This window comes from Salmonella sp. NW1250 (assembly GCF_051812965.1).
GTDB lineage: Bacteria > Pseudomonadota > Gammaproteobacteria > Enterobacterales > Enterobacteriaceae > Salmonella > Salmonella enterica.
The window spans coordinates 106,621-125,679 of record NZ_JAMNDD010000002.1; the positions used below are offsets into that span (position 1 = coordinate 106,621).

Annotated in this window: 18 protein-coding genes and 1 tRNA gene; 14 read left to right on the forward strand and 5 right to left on the reverse strand. The window is 52.3% G+C overall.

Going from position 1 to position 19,059, the window contains the following annotated elements; all coding sequences use genetic code 11:
• The 3 genes from gcvH (at position 1) to NBA72_RS03825 (ending at position 4,775) form a co-directional block, all read left to right on the forward strand.
• On the forward strand, positions 1-390 hold the full coding sequence (gcvH, locus tag NBA72_RS03815) for a glycine cleavage system protein GcvH (protein ID WP_001295377.1): 390 nt from the start codon (positions 1-3) through the stop codon (positions 388-390).
• Positions 391-552: 162 nt separating this feature from the next.
• Positions 553-3,426, forward strand: coding sequence for an aminomethyl-transferring glycine dehydrogenase (gcvP, locus tag NBA72_RS03820; RefSeq protein WP_042948800.1), 2,874 nt, complete (start codon positions 553-555; stop codon positions 3,424-3,426).
• Between the two features lie 455 nt (positions 3,427-3,881).
• Complete coding sequence (locus NBA72_RS03825) at positions 3,882-4,775, forward strand: transporter (protein WP_000819375.1); 894 nt, start codon at positions 3,882-3,884, stop codon at positions 4,773-4,775.
• A 47-nt stretch (positions 4,776-4,822) separates the two neighbouring features.
• On the opposite strand, the gene bglA is transcribed toward NBA72_RS03825, so the two are convergent.
• Complete coding sequence (gene bglA / locus NBA72_RS03830) at positions 4,823-6,256, reverse strand: 6-phospho-beta-glucosidase BglA (RefSeq protein WP_001230141.1); 1,434 nt, start codon at positions 6,254-6,256, stop codon at positions 4,823-4,825.
• Positions 6,257-6,413: 157 nt separating this feature from the next.
• On the opposite strand from bglA, the gene yqfB reads away from it, so the two are divergent.
• Together yqfB and trhA are read left to right on the forward strand one after the other, a co-directional pair.
• Entirely contained in the window at positions 6,414-6,725 is a 312-nt protein-coding gene (yqfB, locus tag NBA72_RS03835) for a N(4)-acetylcytidine aminohydrolase (RefSeq protein ID WP_001182976.1), read from the forward strand.
• Between the two features lie 163 nt (positions 6,726-6,888).
• Positions 6,889-7,548 carry a PAQR family membrane homeostasis protein TrhA gene (gene trhA, locus NBA72_RS03840; protein ID WP_000250289.1) on the forward strand — a complete coding sequence of 220 codons (660 nt, stop codon included), beginning with the start codon at positions 6,889-6,891 and terminating at the stop codon, positions 7,546-7,548.
• A gap of 115 nt (positions 7,549-7,663) precedes the next feature.
• On the opposite strand, the gene ygfZ is transcribed toward trhA, so the two are convergent.
• The gene (ygfZ, locus tag NBA72_RS03845; RefSeq protein WP_000874169.1) at positions 7,664-8,644 is read right to left on the reverse strand and encodes a tRNA-modifying protein YgfZ; all 981 of its coding nucleotides are present in this window, start codon (positions 8,642-8,644) and stop codon (positions 7,664-7,666) included.
• 249 nt (positions 8,645-8,893) lie between these two features.
• Between ygfZ and sdhE the strand changes: the two genes are divergently transcribed.
• Both sdhE and NBA72_RS03855 read left to right on the forward strand, forming a co-directional pair.
• A complete protein-coding gene (gene sdhE, locus NBA72_RS03850; RefSeq protein WP_000351186.1) occupies positions 8,894-9,160 on the forward strand; it encodes an FAD assembly factor SdhE in 267 nt (88 codons plus the stop codon).
• Positions 9,141-9,554 (forward strand): protein YgfX, encoded by a 414-nt coding sequence (locus tag NBA72_RS03855; RefSeq protein ID WP_001727955.1) that lies wholly within the window; start codon positions 9,141-9,143, stop codon positions 9,552-9,554. Before sdhE ends, NBA72_RS03855 begins: the two co-directional genes overlap by 20 nt.
• A 52-nt stretch (positions 9,555-9,606) precedes the next feature.
• Here the strand turns inward: NBA72_RS03855 and fldB are convergent, their stop codons facing one another.
• A complete protein-coding gene (gene fldB / locus NBA72_RS03860) occupies positions 9,607-10,128 on the reverse strand; it encodes a flavodoxin FldB (protein WP_001055885.1) in 522 nt (173 codons plus the stop codon).
• 112 nt (positions 10,129-10,240) lie between these two features.
• On the opposite strand from fldB, the gene xerD reads away from it, so the two are divergent.
• The 5 genes from xerD (at position 10,241) to lysS (ending at position 16,343) form a co-directional block, all read left to right on the forward strand.
• Positions 10,241-11,137: a site-specific tyrosine recombinase XerD gene (gene xerD, locus NBA72_RS03865; protein ID WP_001582281.1), complete on the forward strand. Its 897-nt coding sequence runs from the start codon at positions 10,241-10,243 to the stop codon at positions 11,135-11,137.
• A gap of 23 nt (positions 11,138-11,160) precedes the next feature.
• Positions 11,161-11,874 carry a bifunctional protein-disulfide isomerase/oxidoreductase DsbC gene (gene dsbC / locus NBA72_RS03870; protein WP_000745614.1) on the forward strand — a complete coding sequence of 238 codons (714 nt, stop codon included), beginning with the start codon at positions 11,161-11,163 and terminating at the stop codon, positions 11,872-11,874.
• Between the two features lie 5 nt (positions 11,875-11,879).
• Positions 11,880-13,613, forward strand: coding sequence for a single-stranded-DNA-specific exonuclease RecJ (recJ, locus tag NBA72_RS03875; protein WP_023181521.1), 1,734 nt, complete (start codon positions 11,880-11,882; stop codon positions 13,611-13,613).
• Between the two features lie 104 nt (positions 13,614-13,717).
• A protein-coding gene (gene prfB / locus NBA72_RS03880; RefSeq protein WP_010989230.1) for a peptide chain release factor 2 occupies positions 13,718-14,816 on the forward strand; the annotation gives its coding sequence in 2 pieces (ribosomal slippage) (positions 13,718-13,792 and positions 13,794-14,816; 1,098 coding nt in all).
• Positions 14,817-14,825: 9 nt separating this feature from the next.
• Positions 14,826-16,343, forward strand: a complete 1,518-nt coding sequence (gene lysS, locus NBA72_RS03885; protein WP_000003339.1) for a lysine--tRNA ligase — start codon at positions 14,826-14,828, stop codon at positions 16,341-16,343.
• A gap of 75 nt (positions 16,344-16,418) precedes the next feature.
• On the opposite strand, the gene idi is transcribed toward lysS, so the two are convergent.
• Positions 16,419-16,964 (reverse strand): isopentenyl-diphosphate Delta-isomerase, encoded by a 546-nt coding sequence (idi, locus tag NBA72_RS03890; RefSeq protein ID WP_000133999.1) that lies wholly within the window; start codon positions 16,962-16,964, stop codon positions 16,419-16,421.
• A gap of 264 nt (positions 16,965-17,228) precedes the next feature.
• Here idi and actS point away from each other — a divergent pair, with 264 nt between their 5' ends.
• Positions 17,229-17,987 carry an amidase activator ActS gene (gene actS / locus NBA72_RS03895; RefSeq protein ID WP_000244328.1) on the forward strand — a complete coding sequence of 253 codons (759 nt, stop codon included), beginning with the start codon at positions 17,229-17,231 and terminating at the stop codon, positions 17,985-17,987.
• 79 nt (positions 17,988-18,066) lie between these two features.
• Positions 18,067-18,140 (forward strand) — tRNA-Gly (locus NBA72_RS03900).
• A 131-nt stretch (positions 18,141-18,271) separates the two neighbouring features.
• Here NBA72_RS03900 and NBA72_RS03905 read toward each other — a convergent pair.
• A complete protein-coding gene (locus tag NBA72_RS03905) occupies positions 18,272-19,042 on the reverse strand; it encodes a DUF1460 domain-containing protein (protein ID WP_001650610.1) in 771 nt (256 codons plus the stop codon).
• Positions 19,043-19,059: the final 17 nt, after the last annotated feature.

Here is a 19,059-nt window from a genome sequence, read left to right on the forward strand (position 1 = left end):
ATGAGCAACGTACCCGCAGAACTGAAATACAGCAAAGAACACGAATGGCTGCGTAAAGAAGCGGATGGCACTTACACCGTTGGCATTACTGAACACGCTCAGGAGCTGTTGGGCGATATGGTTTTTGTTGATCTGCCGGAAGTCGGCGCGACCGTAAGCGCGGGCGACGACTGCGCCGTGGCGGAGTCCGTAAAAGCGGCGTCCGACATTTATGCGCCGGTAAGCGGTGAGATCGTGGCGGTAAACGATGCGCTGAGCGACTCCCCGGAGCTGGTGAACAGCGAACCGTATGCCGGTGGCTGGATCTTTAAAATCAAAGCCAGCGATGAAAGCGAACTTGAATCGCTGCTGGATGCCACCGCGTACGAGGCATTGTTAGAAGACGAATAATGTTGTGCCGGATGGCGCTAATGCTTATCCGGCCTACTCACTGCAACGCGAATGATTTTGCGTATTCGTTTTCGCACGCGTAGGCCCGGTAAGCGTCAGCGCCACCGGGCAACTGAGTTAGAGACAATCACGATTCACTGCACGTTTCAGGAACCATCGCCCATGACACAGACGTTAAGCCAGCTTGAAAACCGCGGCGCTTTCATTGAACGCCACATCGGACCGGACGCCGCGCAGCAACAAGAGATGCTGAATGCGGTTGGCGCCGAGTCGTTAAACGCGCTGACAGGTCAGATTGTGCCGAAAGACATTCAGCTCGCGACTCCGCCGCAGGTTGGCGAGGCGGCAACCGAATATGCAGCACTGGCGGAATTAAAAGCCATCGCCGGGTGTAACAAGCGCTTCACGTCCTATATTGGCATGGGCTACACCGCCGTGCAGCTACCGCCGGTTATCCTGCGCAACATGCTGGAAAATCCGGGCTGGTATACCGCCTACACTCCTTATCAGCCGGAAGTCTCTCAGGGGCGTCTGGAAGCGCTGCTCAACTTCCAACAGGTGACGCTGGACCTGACAGGGCTGGACATGGCTTCCGCCTCGCTGCTGGATGAAGCGACCGCCGCCGCTGAAGCGATGGCGATGGCAAAGCGCGTCAGCAAACTGAAAAATGCCAACCGTTTCTTTGTCGCCTCTGATGTCCATCCGCAAACTCTGGACGTCGTGCGTACGCGTGCCGAAACCTTTGGCTTTGACGTCATTGTGGATGACGCGGCGAAAGCACTGGATCACCAGGATGTGTTTGGCGTGCTGTTACAACAGGTAGGCACCACGGGCGAAATTCACGACTACAGCGCACTGATTACTGAGCTGAAATCCCGTAAAGTTGTGGTCAGCGTCGCCGCCGATTTTATGGCGCTGGTGCTGCTGACGGCTCCGGGCAAACAGGGCGCGGACATTGTTTTCGGCTCTGCGCAACGCTTCGGCGTACCGATGGGGTACGGTGGCCCGCATGCGGCGTTCTTTGCCGCCAAAGACGAATTTAAACGCTCCATGCCAGGCCGTATTATCGGCGTCTCAAAAGATGCGGCGGGCAATACCGCACTGCGCATGGCGATGCAGACTCGCGAGCAGCATATCCGCCGTGAGAAAGCGAACTCCAATATTTGTACCTCGCAGGTACTGCTGGCTAACATCGCCAGTCTGTATGCCGTTTATCATGGACCGGTTGGCCTGAAACGCATTGCGAATCGTATCCACCGCCTGACCGATATTCTGGCGGCAGGTCTGCAACAGAAAGGCTTAAAGCTGCGTCATGCGCACTACTTCGACACCCTGTGTGTGGAAGTGGCTGATAAAGCTGCGGTACTGGCGCGTGCGGAAGCGGCAGAGATCAACCTGCGCAGTGATATTCATAACGCGGTGGGTATTACCCTCGATGAAACCACCACCCGTGAGAATGTGGCGCAGTTGTTCAATGTTTTGCTGGGCGACAGCCACGGCCTGAACATTGAAACACTGGATAAAGACGTGGCGCTTGATAGCCGTTCCATTCAGCAAAGTATGCTGCGTGACGATGCGATTCTGACGCATCCGGTATTTAACCGTTACCACAGCGAAACCGAGATGATGCGCTATATGCACTCGCTGGAGCGTAAAGATCTGGCGCTGAACCAGGCGATGATCCCGCTGGGTTCCTGTACCATGAAGCTGAACGCCGCCGCCGAGATGATCCCTATCACCTGGCCGGAATTCGCTGAACTGCACCCGTTCTGCCCGCCGGAACAGGCCGAAGGATATCATCAGATGATTAGCCAGCTTTCTGACTGGCTGGTGAAACTCACCGGGTATGACGCCGTCTGTATGCAGCCGAACTCCGGCGCACAGGGGGAATACGCGGGGCTGCTGGCGATTCGTCACTATCACGAAAGCCGCAACGAAGGGCATCGCGATATCTGCCTGATCCCGGCCTCTGCTCACGGCACTAACCCTGCTTCTGCACATATGGCAGGAATGCAGGTGGTGGTTGTGGCGTGTGATAAGAACGGCAACATCGACCTGGACGATCTGCGGGCCAAAGCAGAACAACATGCTGCGAACCTCTCTTGCATCATGGTGACTTATCCTTCCACCCACGGCGTCTATGAAGAAACGATCCGTGAAGTGTGTGAAGTTGTGCACCAGTTCGGCGGTCAGGTTTACCTTGACGGCGCGAACATGAACGCTCAGGTCGGCATTACCTCACCGGGCTTTATTGGCGCGGACGTTTCGCATCTTAACCTGCATAAAACTTTCTGCATTCCGCACGGCGGCGGTGGCCCAGGCATGGGACCGATCGGCGTGAAAGCGCATCTGGCACCATTCGTACCGGGTCATAGCGTGGTGCAAATTGAAGGGATGCTCACCCGTCAGGGCGCGGTGTCTGCGGCGCCGTTCGGCAGCGCCTCCATTTTGCCGATTAGTTGGATGTACATCCGCATGATGGGCGCAGAAGGCCTGAAGCAGGCAAGTCAGGTCGCGATTCTTAACGCTAACTACATTGCCAGCCGTCTGAAAGACGCGTACCCGGTACTGTATACCGGTCGCGATGGCCGTGTGGCGCACGAATGTATTCTTGATATTCGCCCATTGAAAGAAGAAACCGGCATCAGCGAGCTGGATATTGCCAAGCGTTTGATCGACTATGGTTTCCATGCGCCAACCATGTCGTTCCCGGTGGCGGGCACGCTGATGGTAGAGCCGACGGAATCTGAAGGTAAGGCTGAGCTGGATCGCTTTATCGATGCGATGCTGGCTATTCGCGCAGAGATTGACCAGGTGAAAGCGGGTGTCTGGCCGCTGGAAGATAACCCGCTGGTGAACGCGCCGCACATTCAGAGCGAACTGGTCGCCGAGTGGGCGCATCCGTACAGCCGTGAAGTTGCCGTATTCCCGGCAGGCGTGGCAGACAAATACTGGCCGACGGTGAAACGTCTGGATGATGTTTATGGCGACCGTAACCTGTTCTGCTCCTGCGTACCGATTAGCGCCTACCAGTAATTTGCTGATTCGACTGTTTTCTAAAGGCGCTTCGGCGCCTTTTCAGCTTGTTAATAAAGTGCGCTTTGTTTATGTCGGATGCAGTGTGAGTGCCTTATTCAGGCTACAAAGTGTTACTAATTCAATATATTACAGTAAATCGTTGGCTCCTGTCAGGCAACCTGGCGTTTGTATCAGTGTATTAGCCAGAATTAAATTACCGCTTTTTTAGAGCCTAATGATTCATTGTGCATCATTTTTACCTTGCTGTTATTTAATCAAAACAACACAGTATATTTACATGTAGTTACAAATAGTTTCTCTCCGGAATCGTTATTTACCTCTCAATATAGTTACAAAAATTTCCGTATATTAAATTCATCAAGTTATTAATTTAAATTATAAATTAAAAATAAACATAAATAACGTAATTATTTATTAACTTAGCGCTTTGTTTTTTATACCTGGAGGGAATAATGAAACGATTTATATTTCTGCCATTAATGACATATTTTCTATTAATGAATGCAATGGCAGCTAACGGAGAAAATAATCCCAGTAATCTATTAGGTGCACCAGTTAATACCGCTATTTCTGGTGGTTCAGTATTGCCGGAAGGAAAGTTATTAACCGCCGTGAATAGCTCATTTCGCGATAAAGATCATCAAATCGAGGGGCACGGAAGTCCGGATGTTTACTCCCAGATATGGTTATTGAAGATTCGTTACGGTTTGACCGACAGACTGGAATTATCAACTGTGGGTTCCTATATCAATAACAAACGAGACAATCTGTCTCCTGAGCACATAGAGGGAATGGGCGACCAATCGGTGGGGGTCAATTATGCTTTAATGAGCCAGCGAAGAGGTGATCCGTTTTGGGTTACGGTAGGTGGGGCAGTATTACTACCCACCGGGCAAGATGGAGATAATCATTTGCCTGGGAATAGCGCCTGGGGAGGAAGAGTAACACTCACTTTAACAAAATTATTTACTCCTAACATTAAAGGGGATATGGGTTTTGTCTATCAGGGACCATTTGAGCGCGGTAACCAGGACGTGAAACGAGGTAACGAATTCCAGTGGAATACCCAGGTGCGGTATATGTTTAGCGATTTACCGCTGGATCTTGGTCTGGAAAGTGCCTACAGCAATAATGCCTCTGGAACGAAAAAACTGTCTAATGGCAGCGTAATTAATAACCATTCTGGAACTACCGAATGGGTTGTTGGTCCGTCATTTAATATTGCCGTCGATTCACTGAAATTATGGTTTGGTGCCGGAGCCTTCTTCCCGGTAATGCAGGAAGCGAAGTCGCCAACCAAAATGGAAGATGTACGCTGGGAATTTAAAATAGGTAAGACCTGGTAAGACTCGTTCAAAGTGTTACCCGCCGACTGGCGGGTAACGTGCAGGAGTTAAAGCTTCTCGCCGTTGCTGGCAATCACCTCTTTGTACCAGTTGAAGCTTTTCTTACGCGAACGCGACATATCGCCCGTACCGTCATCGTGCTTGTTCACGTAGATGAAGCCGTAGCGCTTGCTGTACTGCCCGGTGGTGAACGACACGCAGTCGATGCAGCCCCACGGCGTGTAGCCCATCAGGTCGACACCATCGTAAGTCACCGCTTTTTTCATCTCTTCAATATGGGCGCGCAGGTAGTCAATTCGGTAGTCGTCGTTGATGCTGCCATCTTCTTCTACTTTGTCGTAAGCACCAAAACCGTTTTCGACAATAAACAGCGGCTTTTGATAGCGTTCGTACAGTTCACACAATGAATAACGCAGGCCCACCGGGTCAATCTGCCAGCCCCAGTCAGATGCTTTAACATAGGGGTTCGGTACGCTGCCTTCAAAACCGGAAATCGCATCGCCGCTACCGCCTTCGGCTTTGACCGCGTTGGTCATGTAATAACTGAAACCAAGATAATCGCAGGTTCCTTCGCGCAGCACTTCAAGATCGCCATCTTCCATTTTGATGTTAAATCCGCGGCGCTCCCACTCGTTCAACACATAGGACGGGTAGTAGCCGCGCAGCTGTACATCGGTAAAGACGTAGCGTTCACGCATCGATTCCTGAGCAAACATCACATCTTCTGGTTTACAGGAGAAAGGATACAGCGCGACCATCGCCAGCATACAGCCCACTTTCATCTGTGGATTAATACGACGTGCCGCTTTTACCGCCAGCGCGCTGGCGACAAACTGATGATGTAAGACCTGATACATGGTTTCTTCTGGATTCTCATGCTCGGTATACACCACGCCGGAACAGCAGTAGCCAAACAGCGGCGCGCGCCAGTTTCGCTGGTTGTTAATTTCGTTGAAGGTCATCCAGTATTTGACCTTATGTTTGTAGCGTTCAAACACGACTTCAGCAAAACGGACAAAGAAATCAACGACCTTACGATTGGTCCAGCCGCCGTAGTGCTGTACCAGATGTAATGGCATTTCAAAGTGAGAAAGGGTAATGACCGGTTCGATGTTGTATTTGAGTAACTCATCAAACATGTCGTCGTAGAATTTCAGACCGGCCTCGTTTGGCTGGGATTCGTCGCCATTCGGGAAGATACGCGTCCAGGCAATAGAGGTACGGAAGCATTTGAACCCCATTTCGGCGAAAAGACGGATGTCTTCTTTGTAATGTCCGTAAAAATCCACCGCCTCGTGGTTCGGATAGTATTTGCCAGCAACGACATTCTGGGTGATTTCGCGTGGCACGCCGTGTGCGCCGCCGGTTAGCACGTCGCAGATGCTGGGGCCTTTACCGTCTTTATTCCAGCCGCCTTCAACCTGGTGTGCAGCAACCGCGCCGCCCCATAAAAAATCTTTTGGCAGGGTGAGTTTTCTCATTGTTGCATAATCTCAATTTATTTAGTCTGTTATCATTCATTCTGCACCAAATGGCATGTAAAGCGTACGCAAAATTCCAGGATGCTCGCGTGTCGGGACAAGAACACATTCAGATCGTAACATCCACTTCAAGGGGCCATATTCAGGGGATAACCACATGCAGCCAAACGACATTACTTTCTTTCAACGTTTCCAGAATGACATTCTGGCAGGGCGTAAAACCATCACTATTCGTGATGCCTCCGAGTCCCACTTTAAAGCAGGCGATGTGCTACGCGTGGGACGGTTCGAAGATGATGGCTATTTTTGCACAATCGAAGTGACAGGAACGTCAACTGTGACGCTGGATACGCTGAACGAAAAACATGCGCAACAGGAAAATATGTCGCTTGATGAGCTGAAACGGGTCATTGCTGAAATCTATCCCAACCAGACGCAATTTTATGTGATTGATTTTAAATGTCTTTGATAAATATGAACGCGTGTTAGTTGAGTTTTTGTAATTAACTTATTGAATAATAAACAAAATTTAATTTTGCGAATTTATTTTAGCTAACATGTGTTCACTGGAACCATTCTCAGTTACGCTAGAGGCGCAGTTCATCGTTATGAACGTTTCTCCGGAGTAAGTTATGGTGCAAAAACCATTAATGACGCAGGGATATTCGCTGGCTGAGGAAATCGCCAACAGTATTAGCCACGGCATTGGATTGGTATTTGGTATTGTCGGCCTGGTGCTGTTGTTGGTTCAGGCGGTAGAGGCGAATGCGGGTATGACGGCTATCGCCAGCTACAGTTTATATGGCGGGAGCATGATCCTGCTTTTTCTTGCCTCAACGCTTTATCATGCCATTCCTCATCAGCGGGCAAAAATCTGGTTAAAGAAATTTGATCACTGCGCTATCTATCTGCTCATTGCCGGAACCTATACGCCATTTCTGCTGGTAGGTCTGGATTCGCCGCTGGCGCGCGGACTAATGATTGTGATCTGGAGCCTGGCGCTATTCGGTATCCTCTTCAAGTTGACGATTGCGCACCGATTTAAAGTGCTTTCACTGGTTACGTATCTGGCAATGGGCTGGCTGTCGCTGATAGTGGTTTATCAGTTGGCGATTAAGCTGGCGATAGGCGGCGTGACGCTGCTGGCGGTAGGTGGCGTCGTTTACTCGCTGGGCGTAATTTTCTATGTTTGCAAACGCATACCTTATAACCACGCCATCTGGCATGGCTTTGTGCTGGGCGGCAGCGTGTGCCACTTCCTGGCCATCTATTTGTATGTGGGACAGGCGTAATTCCCGGATGCCCGTGCCGGATGGCGGCGCTGTCGTACCTTATCCGGCCTACGAGAGCAGCACGTGCGAGCCTGATGGCGTTGCGCTATCAGGCTATCCGGCTTTTAACGTGATATCATTCTTCCAGCGAGTAAGGCAGCGGGACGATATGCAGGGTGTTGGCATCGTCGCGAACGCGGAAGACGCTTTCGGCTTCTAAATCGTTATTCATGACGGCCTGAACCAGTAACTGACCATCGTCCAACTGTGCCGCCGCCAGAATAGCGCCGGTACGACGCCAGTTCTCGCCCATCTGTAGCTCCAGATCTTCTCCTGCTTCCGGTACCCGGCTGGCTTTGCCCGCCAGCAACCAAAGCGCGCGTTTATTGGCGCCGCGGAATTTTGCCCGTGCGACCATCTCTTGCCCGGTGTAGCAGCCTTTCTTGAAGCTGATGCCGCCCAGCGCCTGTAGGTTAGTCGCCTGGGGGATAAACTGACCGCTGTTCGCCGCGTCAATCACCGGAATGCCTGCTTCAATATCCAATGCCAGCCACTGTTGACTGTTATTCAGTTCGGCTTCGCCATGCAACTTCTCCGTTAACATGTTGGCCGTCGCGACATCAGTGACAAGCAGGAATCGTTCCGCAGGATGTTCAAACCATAGCAGCGTGGAGGCGCCGTCTCTGACCACCTGATTTTCACTATTGGGCAGTTCGCTAAAGACATTAGCCAGCGCCGCGCGGGCCTGAAAACCTGCCACGCCAAGCAATACGCGTTCGTCATCTGGCGCGATGACCACTTTGGAAAATACGGCGTACTTTTTCAGCTCCGTTAATTGCGCTTCACGCACGCTACGGCGTTCAATCCAGGCGAAACCGTCGCGCTCACGGAACAGGCGCAGAGTGCTCCACATCTTACCTTTAGCATCGCAGTGGGCGGCGAGAAGGTGTTGCTGTTCAGTCATCTGGCTTACGTCAGCGGTGACCTGGCCCTGAATATACTTTTCACTGTCTACGCCGGTGATGGACGACAGCGCCCAGTCGTCAAGCGCGATCAGCGTCAGCGGCAGGCGGGCTGACGATGAAGGATGACGTGGCGGAAAGGAGATAAAAGCCATAAATAATGTCCTGGTTAGCTGCAACAATAATGGTTAATGGTAAAAGAGCCATCGGTCATTGCAAGTGCTTTAAATAGCCCATTGAGAGCGGATTGATCGTTTTGCGAGGCGGTATCCAAAACGGATGAACGTATTGATTCCCAGCCTTTTATTTCGCGATCGCGTTCCAGATTACTGAGATTCCCGTAAAACAACGCCAAAAACACGTTACAATAGCCCGGTACTTCATTTTCGCGAGGCAGGAAGAACATGGATATTCACAATAAAGCACGTATTCACTGGGCATGTCGTCGCGGTATGCGCGAACTTGATATTTCCATCATGCCGTTTTTTGAACATGAGTACGATAGTTTAAGTGATGAAGAAAAGCGTATTTTTGTCCGTTTGTTGCAGAGTGATGACCCGGATTTATTTAACTGGTTGATGAATCACGGTAAACCGGCTGACGCTGAACTGGAACAGATGGTCCGACTCATTCAGACACGGAATCGGGAACGTGGTCCTGTGGCAATCTGATTTACGCGTCTCATGGCGCGCTCAGTGGATCTCATTGCTCATTCATGGGCTGGTTGCCGCGGTGATTTTATTGATGCCCTGGCCGCTGAGTTATACCCCGTTATGGATGATGCTACTGTCGCTGGTCGTGTTTGACTGTGTACGTAGCCAGCGCAGGATTAATACCTGCCAGGGAGAGATCAAGTTACTCATGGACGGGCGCTTACGCTGGCAGGGGCAGGACTGGACGCTCTTGCGTCCGCCCTGGTTACTGAAGAGCGGGATGGTGTTGCGTTTACGCGCAGAGTCTGGGCGTCATCAGCATTTATGGCTGGCGGCGGATAGCATGGAAGAAGCGGAATGGCGTGAGTTGCGTCGGATACTGTTACAGCAGCCGATATCAGGCCAACACTGACGGAACGGCGCAAACGCGGTTCCGTCAAGAGGGAAATACAGCGAGTAAGGCTTCAGGCGTAGTGTTCGGCCATTTCGCCGAGAATTTGTTCACACCAGGTCTGTATACGCTCATCGCTGAGATCGTACTGGTTCGTTTCATCCAGCGCCAGGCCGACAAACAGTTGCCCATCCGCAATGACCGGTTTATTGCTGGTAAATTCGTAGCCTTCTGTGGGCCAGTAGCCGACAAATTTAACGCCTTTGAGGGCAAGTTTGTCATGCAACATACCCAGCGCATCCAGGAACCACTCACCGTAGCCGAGCTGGTCGCCCATACCGTAAAGCGCAACGATTTTGCCTTCCAGATTGAGATCGTCCAGTTGCTCCCAGACGGCTTCCCAGTCCTCCTGAATTTCGCCAAAATCCCAGGTGGGGATGCCTAAAATGAGCACGTCGTACTGCTCCATTAAGGCGGGGGCGTCATCCTTAAGGTTATGTAATGTCACCAGCTCCGGGCCGAGGATATCGCGAATTTTCTCTGCGGCCATCTCGGTGTAGCACGTGCTGGAACCGTAAAAAAGACCCATGTTCATTACGTTACATCTCGATTCTGCTATAGCGTTGCGGGTAGTGTAACAGAATCGCTGCATTCACGGCACAATGAGGCATAATGCACCCAAAGTCAGCGTGAAGTAGGGAGCGCGAATGGAACAGGATTTAGCGCGTATTGAGCAGTTTCTGGATGCCCTGTGGCTGGAACGAAATCTGGCGGAAAATACATTAAGCGCGTATCGTCGCGATTTATCGATGGTCGTTGCGTGGTTGCATCATCGCGGAAAAACGCTTGCGACGGTGCAGGCTGATGATTTACAAACGCTGCTGGCTGAACGGGTGGAGGGCGGATACAAAGCGACCAGCTCCGCACGCCTGTTAAGTGCTATGCGGCGCTTTTTCCAGCATCTGTACCGTGAAAAGTATCGTGAGGATGATCCGAGCGCGCAGTTGGCCTCGCCTAAGCTTCCGCAGCGTTTACCGAAAGACCTTAGCGAGGCGCAGGTTGAACGGCTCTTGCAGGCGCCGCTTATTGATCAACCTTTGGAGTTGCGCGATAAAGCTATGTTGGAAGTGCTGTATGCCACCGGTTTGCGCGTGTCGGAACTGGTGGGGCTGACAATGAGCGATATCAGTCTGCGGCAGGGCGTGGTGCGGGTTATCGGTAAAGGCAATAAAGAGCGGTTGGTGCCGTTAGGCGAAGAGGCGGTATATTGGCTGGAAACGTATCTGGAGCATGGGCGTCCCTGGTTACTCAATGGCGTATCGATTGACGTATTGTTCCCCAGCCAGCGTGCGCAGCAGATGACGCGGCAGACCTTCTGGCACCGTATTAAACATTATGCGGTACTGGCTGGAATCGATAGCGAAAAACTATCGCCGCATGTTTTACGTCACGCTTTCGCCACGCATTTGCTGAATCACGGCGCCGACTTGCGCGTTGTACAAATGCTACTTGGGCATAGCGATCTTTCGACGACACAAATTTATACGCATGTCGCAACGGAGCGTTTGCGTCAACTTCATCAACAGCACCATCCGCGGGCATGAGTGCTGACAGGAAAGGATAGTTTATGAAAAAGCGTTTTATGATGTTCACTTTACTGGCGGCGGCGTTTTCAGGCGTGGCCCATGCGGATGATGCGGCTATCCGTCAGTCGCTGGCTAAGCTGGGCGTTCAGAGTACGGAAATTCAGGCCTCGCCAGTGGCAGGGATGAAAACCGTCCTCACTCACAGCGGCGTACTGTACGTCACTGATGACGGCAAACATATTATTCAAGGGCCGATGTATGACGTGAGCGGCGCGCATCCGGTAAACGTGACGAACAAACTGCTGATGAGCCAGCTAAATGCGCTGGAAAAAGAGATGATCGTCTATAAAGCGCCGGATGAGAAACATGTCATTACTGTTTTTACCGATATCACCTGCGGCTATTGTCATAAGCTACATGAAGAGATGAAAGATTATAACGCGCTGGGGATCACGGTACGTTATCTGGCTTTTCCGCGCCAGGGGCTGGAAAGCCAGGCGGAGCAGGATATGAAATCTATCTGGTGCGCCAAAGACAAAAACAAAGCGTTTGATGACGCCATGGCAGGTAAGGGCGTGAAACCGGCAAGCTGTGACGTGAACATTGCTGATCATTATGCGTTGGGCGTGCAGTTGGGCGTTAGCGGTACGCCAGCCATTGTATTGAGTAACGGCTATGTGGTGCCTGGCTATCAGGGACCGAAAGAGATGAAAGCGTTTCTTGATGAGCATCAAAAACAGACCAGTGGTAAATAATACGCGTGAAACAACAGAGACAACTTCGTCGGCGCGAGGCTGATGAGACGGCGGAACTCCCCGCCGATCTTCCTCCATTACTACGACGTTTATATGCCAGCCGGGGCGTTCGTAGCGCCCGCGAACTGGAGCGCAGCGTGAAAGGAATGCTGCCCTGGCAACAGCTTAGCGGCATAGATAACGCGGTGGAGATCCTCTACAACGCCTTTCGCGAAGGTACCCGCATTATTGTTGTTGGCGATTTTGACGCCGACGGCGCGACCAGTACTGCGCTAAGCGTATTGGGAATGCGTGCGTTGGGATGTGACAACATCAGTTATTTGGTGCCTAATCGCTTTGAGGACGGCTACGGTTTAAGCCCGGAAGTGGTCGATCAGGCGAAGGCGCGCGGCGCGCAGCTTATCGTCACCGTAGACAACGGCATTTCATCCCACGCCGGCGTAGCGCATGCAAAGACGTTGGGGATTCCGGTGATCGTGACCGATCACCACCTGCCTGGCGACACGTTGCCGGAGGCCGAAGCGATTATTAATCCCAATCTGCGCGACTGCGAATTCCCGTCTAAGTCGCTGGCGGGCGTCGGCGTGGCGTTTTACCTGATGCTGGCGTTGCGAACATTTTTGCGCGACAAAGGATGGTTCGACGAGCGCAACATCGCGCCGCCGAATCTGGCGGAGCTGCTGGATTTAGTGGCGTTGGGTACGGTAGCAGACGTTGTGCCGCTGGACGCTAACAACCGTATTCTGACCTGGCAAGGGCTAAGTCGTATTCGTGCCGGGAAATGCCGTCCGGGAATTAAAGCGTTGCTGGAGATATCGAATCGCGATCCGCAGCAGCTTGCCGCCAGTGATTTAGGCTTCGCGTTGGGGCCTCGCCTGAATGCCGCCGGCAGGCTGGATGATATGTCCGTTGGCGTGGCGTTACTGTTGTGCGATAACCTCGGCGAAGCGCGTGTTCTGGCCAGCGAGCTGGATGCGCTTAACCAGACGCGCAAAGAAATAGAGCAGGGGATGCAGGCGGAAGCGCTTATCCTGTGCGAAAAGCTTGAGCGCAGTAGTGAAACGCTTCCGGGCGGTCTGGCGATGTATCATCCTGAATGGCATCAGGGCGTGGTCGGAATTCTGGCGTCGCGCATTAAAGAGCGTTTTCACCGCCCGGTGATCGCCTTTGCACCTGCGGGCGATGGCACGCTAAAAGGCTCAGGCCGTTCGATTCAGGGGTTGCATATGCGCGATGCGCTGGAAAGGCTGGATACGCTTTACCCTGATCTGATGATCAAGTTCGGCGGTCATGCGATGGCGGCGGGATTGTCGCTGGAAGAGCATAAATTCGAGCAGTTTCAGCAACGTTTTGGCGAGCTGGTGACGGAATGGCTCGATCCTGCCCTGTTGCAAGGCGAGGTGATCTCCGATGGTCCATTAAGCGCGGCGGAGATGTCTATGGAAGTGGCGCAACTGTTGCGGGATGCCGGACCGTGGGGGCAAATGTTCCCGGAACCGTTATTCGATGGTCGTTTCCGTCTGCTACAGCAGCGTCTGGTGGGCGAGCGCCACCTCAAGGTGATGGTGGAGCCTGTCGGCGGCGGACCGCTGTTGGATGGCATCGCATTTAATATTGATACGACCTGTTGGCCGGATAACGGCGTGCGGGAGGTAGAACTGGCTTATAAACTGGACATTAACGAGTTTCGCGGCAACCGTAGTTTACAGATTATTATCGATGATATTTGGCCGCTATGATCGGGGCGATTTAACAACACTTTCGCTGTAATTAAGGGGCGAAATCCGCTAATATTTCGCCCTTATAACCGCATTTTGACAAGTCAAATAAAAGAAATCAGACCATGTTTGAAATTAACCCGGTGAATAACCGCATTCAGGACCTCACGGAACGCACCAACGTTCTTAGGGGGTATCTTTGACTACGATGCTAAGAAAGAGCGTCTGGAAGAAGTAAACGCCGAGCTGGAACAGCCGGATGTCTGGAACGAACCTGAGCGCGCGCAGGCGCTGGGAAAAGAGCGTTCATCGCTCGAAGCGATCGTCGATACGCTTGATCAAATGACTCAGGGGCTGGACGACGTTTCCGGGCTGCTGGAACTGGCGGTAGAAGCTGACGACGAAGAGACGTTTAACGAAGCCGTCGCGGAACTGAATACGCTGGAAGAGAAGCTGGCGCAGTTGGAATTCCGCCGGATGTTCTCCGGCGAGTACGATAGCGCCGATTGCTATCTCGATATTCAGGCCGGTTCCGGTGGTACTGAAGCGCAGGACTGGGCCAGCATGTTGCTGCGTATGTATCTGCGTTGGGCGGAAGCGCGCGGCTTCAAGACGGAAGTCATTGAAGAGTCGGAAGGGGAAGTCGCCGGCATTAAGTCCGCGACTATCAAAATCTCCGGCGAATATGCCTATGGCTGGCTGCGCACTGAAACCGGCGTACATCGTCTGGTGCGTAAAAGTCCGTTCGACTCCGGCGGTCGCCGTCATACCTCGTTTAGCTCCGCGTTTGTGTATCCGGAAGTGGACGACGATATCGATATCGACATTAACCCGGCGGATCTGCGTATCGACGTCTATCGCGCGTCTGGCGCAGGCGGTCAGCACGTTAACCGTACGGAATCCGCAGTGCGTATCACCCATATTCCCACCGGGATCGTGACGCAGTGCCAGAACGACCGTTCGCAGCACAAAAACAAAGACCAGGCCATGAAGCAGATGAAAGCGAAGCTTTATGAACTGGAGATGCAGAAAAAGAACGCTGAAAAACAGGCGATGGAAGACACTAAGTCTGATATCGGCTGGGGAAGCCAGATTCGTTCCTATGTCCTGGACGATTCCCGCATTAAAGACCTGCGTACTGGGGTGGAAACCCGCAATACACAGGCGGTACTGGACGGTAGTCTGGATCAATTTATCGAAGCAAGTTTGAAAGCAGGGCTATGAGGAATCAACATGTCTGAACAAAACGCACAGGGCGCTGACGAGGTAGTCGATCTCAACAATGAAATGAAGGCACGTCGCGAGAAGCTGGCTGCACTGCGTGAGCAGGGTATCCCGTTCCCGAACGATTTCCGTCGTGACCGTACCTCAGACCAACTGCACGCAGAGTTTGACGCGAAAGAAGCTGAAGAACTGGAAGCGCTGAATATTGAAGTGTCCGTCGCGGGCCGTATGATGACTCGCCGTATTATGGGTAAAGCCTCTTTTGTTACCCTGCAAGACGTAGGCGGCCGCATTCAGCTGTATGTGGCGCGCGATGATCTGCCGGAAGGCGTTTACAACGAGCAGTTCAAGAAGTGGGATCTTGGCGATATCCTCGGCGCGAAAGGTAAGCTGTTCAAAACCAAAACCGGCGAGCTGTCTATCCACTGCACCGAACTGCGCCTGCTGACGAAAGCGCTGCGTCCGTTGCCGGATAAATTCCACGGCCTGCAGGACCAGGAAGCGCGCTATCGCCAGCGTTATCTGGATCTCATCTCTAACGATGAATCCCGTAACACCTTCAAAACCCGTTCGAAGATCCTGGCCGGTATTCGCCAGTTTATGGTTGCTCGCGGCTTTATGGAAGTCGAAACCCCGATGATGCAGGTGATCCCAGGCGGCGCGTCTGCCCGTCCGTTTATCACCCATCACAACGCGCTGGATCTGGACATGTACCTGCGTATCGCGCCGGAACTGTACCTCAAGCGTCTGGTGGTTGGCGGCTTCGAACGCGTATTCGAAATTAACCGTAACTTCCGTAACGAAGGCATCTCCGTGCGCCATAATCCTGAGTTCACCATGATGGAACTCTATATGGCGTATGCGGACTACAAAGACCTGATCGAGCTGACGGAGTCTCTGTTCCGTACGCTGGCGCAGGATGTTCTGGGCACCACCCAGGTTCCGTACGGTGATGAAGTGTTTGACTTCGGTAAGCCGTTCGAAAAACTGACCATGCGTGAAGCGATCAAGAAATATCGCCCGGAAACGGATATGGCTGATCTGGACAACTTCGATTCCGCGAAGGCGATTGCTGAAAGCATCGGCATTCACGTCGAGAAAAGCTGGGGGCTGGGCCGTATCGTCACCGAGATCTTTGACGAAGTCGCTGAAGCGCATCTGATTCAGCCGACCTTCATCACCGAATATCCGGCTGAAGTGTCTCCGCTGGCGCGTCGTAATGATGTGAACCCGGAAATCACTGACCGCTTCGAGTTCTTTATCGGCGGTCGTGAAATCGGCAATGGCTTTAGCGAGTTGAACGATGCGGAAGACCAGGCGCAGCGTTTCCTGGATCAGGTTAATGCAAAAGCGGCGGGCGACGACGAAGCCATGTTCTACGACGAAGACTACGTGACGGCGCTGGAACACGGTTTACCGCCGACAGCGGGTCTGGGAATTGGTATCGACCGTATGGTGATGCTGTTTACTAACAGCCACACGATCCGCGACGTTATTCTGTTCCCGGCGATGCGTCCGGTGAAATAAGATGTAAATTGCCGGATGGGGCATTAGCCGCCATCCGGCATCTCTTCGTTCAGGCGTAGCGCCATCAGGCAATCTTTAACGCTGGCAGTAATTGAGCAGTCGTTCACGCGCTTGTTCGTCTGACGCTTGCATGACCATCCACGGGCTAAATGCCCACGGCGTAGCGAGAAGGCTTTTCCATACGCTTTTAAATTCGCTCCACTGATAGTCCATCACCTCTTCGCTGTTAACCTGTAACATACTGGTTGTCCGCGCGGCAAATACCGGACAGACTTCATTTTCCACAATACCGTTTGGATCTGTCGCCCGATAGCTGAAGTGCGGATAGACGGGGGTGAGATCGGTAATTTCCACGCCGAGTTCGAACCGACAACGGCGGATGATCGCCTCTTCGGTGGTTTCGCCTTGTTGCGGATGACCGCAAACCGAATTCGTCCACACGCCTGGCCAGGCTTTCTTGCTCAGCGACCGTCGTGTTACCAGCAACTGGCCATCTTCGTTAAATAGCCAGCAGGAGAAAGCCAGATGCAAAGGCGTATTAAGCGTATGAGCCGCATACTTTTCCAGTGTGCCGGAAGGCTTATCCTGCTCATCCAATAAAACGACATGTTCCTCAGTCATGAAAGCTCCTGAAAATTAAAATGACCCGGCAGCATGGCCAGGCCATATACTCAGACGATCAGCGTAGCGCATAACAGAAAGAAAGGCATTACCAAAACAGGCCCTGACAGAACGCAGACGAGCACCATTGTGCCGTGAGTCGATATTATGCTGGCATATCGGATATTCGCGGCATCATCATCCGCGCGGACCCTTTCCGGCGTCAATGGATTGGGCATACGGCATTTGGCTGCTATCATAAGGCGTCTGTCAATAGAGTGAGGAATGGTTTTGAGCGCAGGACGCCTGAACAAAAATAGCCTGGGTATTGCGGTGCTGTTATGCACAGGGCTGCTGCTGGCGGGGTGTTCCAGTAATTCCGGCTCAGGAACGTATTCCGGCTCCGTCTATACCGTTAAGCGCGGCGATACGTTGTATCGTATATCGCGCGCTACGGGAACCAGCGTGAAAGAACTGGCCCGACTGAATGGCATTTCTCCGCCTTATACTATTGAGGTGGGGCAGCGAATTAAAGTGCGCGGCAGCGCAAAGAGTAGCAGTTCAACACGCAAAACCAGCAATAAAACAGCAACAAAAACTGCTGCGGTCAGACCGTCATCTTCGGTGCCAAAATCCTCCTGGCCGCCGGTGGGGCAGCGTTGTTGGGTATGGCCTGCTAACGGTAAAGTGATTTTACCTTATTCCACCGCGGAGGGCGGAAATAAGGGGATCGATATTGCGGGCGCGCGCGGAACGCCTGTTTATGCGGCGGGAGCGGGTAAAGTTGTCTATGTCGGGAACCAGCTGCGCGGTTACGGCAATCTCATCATGATTAAGCACAATGAAGATTACATTACGGCTTACGCTCATAATGACACCATGCTGGTTAATAATGGACAAAGCGTTAAAGCGGGGCAAAAAATCGCTACGATGGGCAGCACGGATGCCGCATCCGTAAGACTACACTTCCAGATTCGCTACCGGGCGACGGCCATCGATCCGCTGCGTTATCTGCCGCCGCAGGGGAGTAAACCGAAGTGCTGACGGCGAATTAATCGCCAGTCAGCCAGTAAGTCTCTTGCCAACCAGAGCGTAAGGTTTATAATGCCTTACGCATCTCAAAGCGGGCGTAGTTCAATGGTAGAACGAGAGCTTCCCAAGCTCTATACGAGGGTTCGATTCCCTTCGCCCGCTCCAGACAAATATCTTCTAGTATTTACTAAATCCACGAATTTACAGCAATTTTTCCTGTCGGCCCCACAGTACACAGGGTTTCAATACCTATGTCGGACGGCTATTATCAGCTGGCGACTCCGGTAATGACTTTATCATTCAGCCCGCAGCACAACGATGCCCGGTCTGGAATGCATGTATTCCATAAACGGTGTGTCCACCACTTTTCTGTTTGCGGCCAATGAGGAGGCGTTCCTGAACCACACCTGTTCATCATGGCGAACTACGATACCCACATGTGAAACGTCAAGCCCGTCAAGCGGGGAGTAGACACCGATATAGTCCCCATTTTTTAGGTGGTTCATGACCTGCTGGTTGATGGCTCTTCCGGGAATATAATTTATTTTACGAGGATGGATGCCCAGACCAGGAATGTACTCGCCGCCATCAGGTTTATGGTTAAGCTGCTTGTCAACAACGATATAATCAGGGCTGATATCCGGCGTTACATCCCGTGCATTACGCGGTGCTGCGGCGAACCAGTCAGAGAAGAAGTGCCGGCGGCTGAGATAAGCAACTTTGCCCGCGGCGTAGCGAGTCCTGGCAAGATTATGCAGAAACGATTTCTGATTATCGCTGCGGGCCAGGGCCTCAACGTAATCAGCCAGGGTAAAGCAGTCCACGCCGTTGAAATTCGCTACAAGGACTTCGGGGGTTCCAGGCCCACCGATGAGCGTATCCGCCTGATAAGGTGTTCCGAGAAAAGCAGACGATACGCGGCTAATAACTTCTCCATGGTTTTCGCCTTTATAAGGAATGACATCCGACTGGATAATCCGGCTTACTTTTTCTGCCGTAACGCTGTCCATGCTGGTCTGATATTTTTCTGTGCCAGGGACGGCACAGGCCGTCAGATGCGCCGACATTTACCTTCATTATCATC